This window comes from Mesorhizobium sp. BAC0120, assembly GCF_033542235.1.
Classification (GTDB): Bacteria; Pseudomonadota; Alphaproteobacteria; order Rhizobiales; family Rhizobiaceae; genus JAWRCU01.
On the sequence record NZ_JAWRCU010000046.1, the window covers coordinates 1 to 1,479 of the forward strand.

Below are 1,479 nucleotides of genomic sequence, written 5' to 3' on the forward strand. Positions count from 1 at the left end.
TGTCGGTAGCAGATGAGTTGTCCGGGTTAGGTAGCACACGAGTTGTCCGGTTTTCTGTCTCCGTGAGGAGGCGGGTCGATGAACCGGACGACGTGGCTGCAGGACCGCAGGATGCAAAAGTTCAGGGACGTGTTGAGCCGCTGGGAGCGCGGCGAACTATCGATGATGGAAGCAGGTGAGTTGCTGGGCATGTCGGAGCGGCAGTTCCGGCGCTATCGCGAGCGCTACGAGGAGGCCGGAGAGGAAGGGCTGCGCGACCGGCGGCTGGGCAAACGTTCGGCGCGGCGAGTGCCGGAGCAAGAGCTGCAGCGGATGCTGGAACTCTATCGCGCGTTTTACGGAGGCTGGAACGTGAAGCACTTTCACGAGCACCTTCGCGAGCGCCACAACTTCGCCTGGGGCTATAGCTGGACGAAGGCGCAGCTGCATGCCGCGGGACTGGTAGAGCGGGCCAGGCGGCGCGGAGCGCACCGACGCAAACGGCCGCGCAAGCCGTATGAGGGTATGATGCTGCACCAGGACGGCAGCCGCTTTGGCTGGTTGGCCGGGCAGCCGCAGCTCGATCTGATCGTGACGATGGACGATGCCACAAGCACCATCTACTCGGCCTTTCTGGTCGAGGAGGAGGGCACCGCCTCGAGCTTTCGCGCCCTGTTGGAGACGTTTACGGCCTTCGGTCTGCCATCGAGCCTCTACACCGATCGCGGCAGCCATTACTTCTACACGCCCAAGGCCGGCGAGGCGGTCGACAAGCAGCGGCTGACGCAGGTCGGGCGGGCGCTGCAGCGGCTGGGAATCGAACACATTCCCGCCTATTCGCCGGAGGCGCGGGGCCGCTCGGAACGGATGTTCGCGACGTTGCAGGAGCGCTTGCCGAAAGAATTGAAGCTGGCCGGGATTACCAACATGGAGGGAGCCAATCGGTTTATCGCTGAGGTCTATCTGCCCGCTCACAATGCCCGCTTCGCCAGGCCGCCTCAGATTGCCGAGAGTGCCTTCGTCAGCGCCGATCCCGCCCAGCTCGTCGAGATCCTGTGTGTGGAGGAGGAGCGCGTGGTCGCCCGCGACAACACCGTGGCGTGGGGCGGGCTGCATCTGCAACTGCCGCACAGCGGGCTGAGGCATCACTACGTCAGGGCCACCGTCAAGGTTCGCCAGTATCCGAATGGCGCGCTGGCGATATTCCACGGACCGCGATGCCTTGGCCGTTACGATGCAAGGGGCAGCGAGATCAGCGAGCCGATCTCGACCATGCTGCACCCGTGCTCGGCGCCGTCAAGGCGTGGCCTGGAAGCGTCGCAGCCGGCGCCGCCGGCAGCGCGACGCCCAGCCTTGACGGCGTCTCGACACGGGGTCGGCGCTCTATGATCCGCAAATCGGCTCGGGTGTCGTTCCGCTTTCACCCGGTTGCGCCGTCTAACCCAAAGCGGACAACTGATGTGCTACAAAAACCGGACAACTCCAAAAGCTACCGACAGA

Annotated in this window: 1 protein-coding gene; it reads left to right on the forward strand. The window is 64.4% G+C overall.

Annotated features, from left to right (window positions below; genetic code table 11):
• Positions 1–78: 78 nt before the first annotated feature.
• On the forward strand, positions 79–1,368 hold the full coding sequence (locus SAZ10_RS33500) for an ISNCY family transposase (RefSeq protein ID WP_318613885.1): 1,290 nt from the start codon (positions 79–81) through the stop codon (positions 1,366–1,368).
• Positions 1,369–1,479: the final 111 nt, after the last annotated feature.